3 protein-coding genes are annotated in these 3,383 nt (G+C 71.5%); 1 reads left to right on the forward strand and 2 read right to left on the reverse strand.

The window, feature by feature from the left end; all coding sequences use genetic code 11:
* Nucleotides 1–114: 114 nt before the first annotated feature.
* The gene (locus tag GL263_RS28620) at nt 115–1,149 is read left to right on the forward strand and encodes a Yip1 family protein (RefSeq protein WP_182857797.1); all 1,035 of its coding nucleotides are present in this window, start codon (nt 115–117) and stop codon (nt 1,147–1,149) included.
* 77 nt (nt 1,150–1,226) lie between these two features.
* Here GL263_RS28620 and GL263_RS23775 read toward each other — a convergent pair whose 3' ends face one another.
* Together GL263_RS23775 and GL263_RS23780 are read right to left on the reverse strand one after the other, a co-directional pair.
* A complete protein-coding gene (locus GL263_RS23775; protein ID WP_182857798.1) occupies nt 1,227–2,792 on the reverse strand; it encodes a ricin-type beta-trefoil lectin domain protein in 1,566 nt (521 codons plus the stop codon).
* Between the two features lie 124 nt (nt 2,793–2,916).
* Nucleotides 2,917–3,381, reverse strand: a complete 465-nt coding sequence (locus tag GL263_RS23780) for a GNAT family N-acetyltransferase (RefSeq protein WP_323379539.1) — start codon at nt 3,379–3,381, stop codon at nt 2,917–2,919.
* Nucleotides 3,382–3,383 lie beyond the last annotated feature (2 nt).

A 3,383-nucleotide genomic window follows, 5' to 3' on the forward strand; every position in this document is an offset into this window, starting at 1 on the left:
CCCTCACCCCGCCCGTAGGGGACAGCCCCGAGGGGATGTACCGAACACGCCACAAAGGCCGGCGGAACCGCTCCCCCGGCCCGCCGCGCCGCCGGAACACGGTACTTTCGACGGGTGGCTGGATTCAGGATCGGACGCGGCCGGGACCCGCGCGACGGACGGCGGGGAGACCCCGCACAACAGCCCGCGAACGGCGGGCCGCACAGCCCGTACGGCGGCCAGGGCCAGTACGGGCAGCACGTGCCGTACGCGCAGCACCCCACGCAGCCCGGACCCGGCGGACCGCCGCCCACCCATCCGGGCCAGCCCCCGTACCAGGGCGGCTACGGCCCCGGCGCCCCCACCGCGCACGGCGGGCCGACCGGAGGCCCCGACGCCTACGGCCACCGCGGAGCACACGGCGCGCAGGGCCCGCACGGCGGCCCCTGGCAGCAGTCCGACGAGGACGGCCCCGAGTACTTCGACGGCCGCTACGACTCCCGGCACCAGGCGAACAGCCCCGGCCACACCCAGATGTTCCGGGTCGACGAACAGGGCTACCCCGGTGACGACGAGTACAGCGGCGGCGCCACGTACGCCGCCGGCCGCTCCGCCGCCCCGCCCGCCGCGCCCAAGCTGCACTGGAAGCAGCTGCTGACCGGCATCGTGCTGCGCCCGAACGCCACGTTCTGGCAGATGCGCGACCACAGCGTCTGGGGCCCGGCCGTCCTCGTCACCTTCCTCTACGGCCTGCTGGCCGTCTTCGGCCTCGACAAGGCCCGGGAGGACGTGCTCAACTCCACGCTGGGCAGCGCCGTCCCGTACGTGCTGATCACCGGTGTCGCCGTGGTCCTGTCCGGGCTGGTCCTCGGCTCGGTCACGCACACGCTCGCCCGGCAGTTCGGCGGCGACGGCGCCTGGGGACCGACGGTCGGCATGGCCATGCTGATCTCCTCGATCACCGACGCGCCGCGACTGCTCTTCGCGCTGTTCCTCGGCGGCACCGCGACGTTCGTCCAGATCCTCGGCTGGGCGACGTGGATCGCCGCCGGCTTCCTCTTCACGTCCATGGTCAGCCGGTCGCACGACCTGCCCTGGCAGAAGGCGCTCGGCGCCTCCGCCATCCAACTCCTCTCCCTCCTCGTCCTGATCAAACTCGGCACGCTCTGAGCCACCCGGAAGGGCTCTCTCCCGGCGGCCGCCGCCGGGAGAGAGCCCTTCCGCTCTGATGTCCAGCCTCAGACATCTCAGGCGAAGCGCTGCGCCGCCGACCCGTCACACGGCCGCAGCCGCACCTGCTCGGTCGCCCCGCCCAACGTCAGGCACATCCCGCTCGCCGCCGCCGGCCGGATCGTCGAACCGACCTTCTGGAAGCGCTGGTTGGCGCCGCCGTGGCAGTCCCACAGGATGACCCCGGTACCGGCGGAGTAGTTGCCGCCCGGCACGTCCAGACAGCGGTCGTGGGTCATCTCCGTGTAGATCTGACCGGTGTCCGCCGCGTCGTGCCACCAGCCCTGGTTGCGCTCACCGTGGCACTGCCAGCCCTGCACCTTCGTGCCGTTCCGGCTGCTCGCGCCCGAGGCGTCCAGGCAGGTGTCGGTCGCCCCGTTGCGCAGCGGCGCGAACACGTCGTCCCACGCGCCGGTGTAGAGCTTCGGCTGGCCGGCGCCCTTCGGGTCGGCGCAGGACGCCTCTGTCAGACCCGCGTTGTAGAACTGGGTGAGGCAGGCCGCGTACGCGCCGTGACCGCGCGCGTTCGGGTGGAACGACTGCCGCACCGAGTTGCTGTCCGGCGGGAAGGGGTTGGTGATGTCCACCGTCAGGCCGCGAGCCCACGTGTTCTCCATACACACCTCGTGCCCGTGGAAGAGCCGGGAGAGGTCCAGGTAGTCCGCACCGCTGCGCTGGGCGGCCTTCCTGATGCCCTCCTGGAAGCGCGGCACGGCGTAGTTGCGGCCCCAGGCGGCGTCGGAGGTGTAGCCCGTGCAGCCGTCCAGCAGCTTGCCGCGGAACTTCGGGTTGTCCTTGATGTCGGGCCCGATCGGGCTGGGGTAGCTCAGCACCGCGAGGCGGTAGTCCCCGTCCGCGTAGCCGGCGTCCCGCATCACGGTCCGCAGGTCGCCCACCATCCGCTCGACCTTCGGCGCCAGACCGTTCACCCGGTCCTCCCAGCCGGGCTCGTACTTGGGCGCGCACGGCCCCTGGAGCAGGAACCAGCGCGTGACGCAGTCCGTCATCACCGGGCCGAACTGCAGGTCGTCGTTGGCGCCGGCCACCAGCACGACCATCTTCAGCTTGGTGTTGCGCGCCTTGATCGCCAGACTGTCGCTCTGCACCAGCTCGTCGGCGTACTGCTTCCGCCCGCCGATCACGATGTTGACGCTGGACGCGCCGGAACACGCCACGTTGTACGTCTCATCGGCCGGGATGCCGGTGCGGTGGATCGCCACGTCGAACGACCGGTGGCACCAGTTGTCGGGCCCGTTCGTGCCGGGCTCGTAGTTGCCCGCGCCCTCACCGCTGATCTGACTGTCACCCAGCGAGATCAGCGACGTCTTCCGCTCGGCCATCGGCCGCTCGGCCGGATCGCCGTACAACTTCCGCGCCTCCGCCGCCCGCACCGCCTCCAGCTCCGGCGGCAACGGCTTGCTCTGCACGCGCTGTTCACTCGACGCCTGACCGGCCTGACCGGTCTCGCCGGCCGCCTGGGCGGTGGTCTGGGCGGTCGCCGTGCCAACGGCCGCCAGTGCCAGGGTCGTTACCGCCACACAGAGCTTCCGCAGGCGGTCGCTGCGATGTCTTCCACGAGTCATGGGGGGTCTCCGCTCACGCAGACAATCCGTTACCCGTGGTAAGTACCGGCTGGTAAGTAACTTGGCTATACCCCCGGATGAGCAAACCGCACGCGGACGCCCCCCTCGCCCCTCTCCCGCTTCCCTACAGCCGCTTCTCCAACAGCGTCACCGCGTACGACTTGCCGTCCTTGCCCTGCTTCGCCGACTGCTCGCCGACCACCGTGTAGCCGGCGGCCACGTAGTACTCACGCAGCCGCGGATTGTGCGCCACGCAGTCCAACCGGCACAACTCCCGCCCCGCGGCGGCGATCCGCCGCTCGGCCCGCTCCAACATCAACCGCCCCGTCCCACGCGGCGCCAGCTCCCGGTCCACCATCAGCCGGTGCACGTAACCCGCCACCGGCGGCTGCTCACCCCAGGCCCCCGGGTCCTCCCACCACAACTCCCACGCCCCGACCACCGGCCCCGCTTCACCGAGCGACGCCAACCACACCTCTCCCTCCACCAGCCTCCGACGGAAGTGGTCCTCGCCCAACTCCCCCGGCTTCCACTGGTCGATCCCGCGCGCCAGCTGCCACCGCGCGGCCCCGTCCCGCAACGCCACCAACG

This window comes from Streptomyces durbertensis (assembly GCF_014156695.1).
Classification (GTDB): Bacteria; Actinomycetota; Actinomycetes; order Streptomycetales; family Streptomycetaceae; genus Streptomyces; species Streptomyces durbertensis.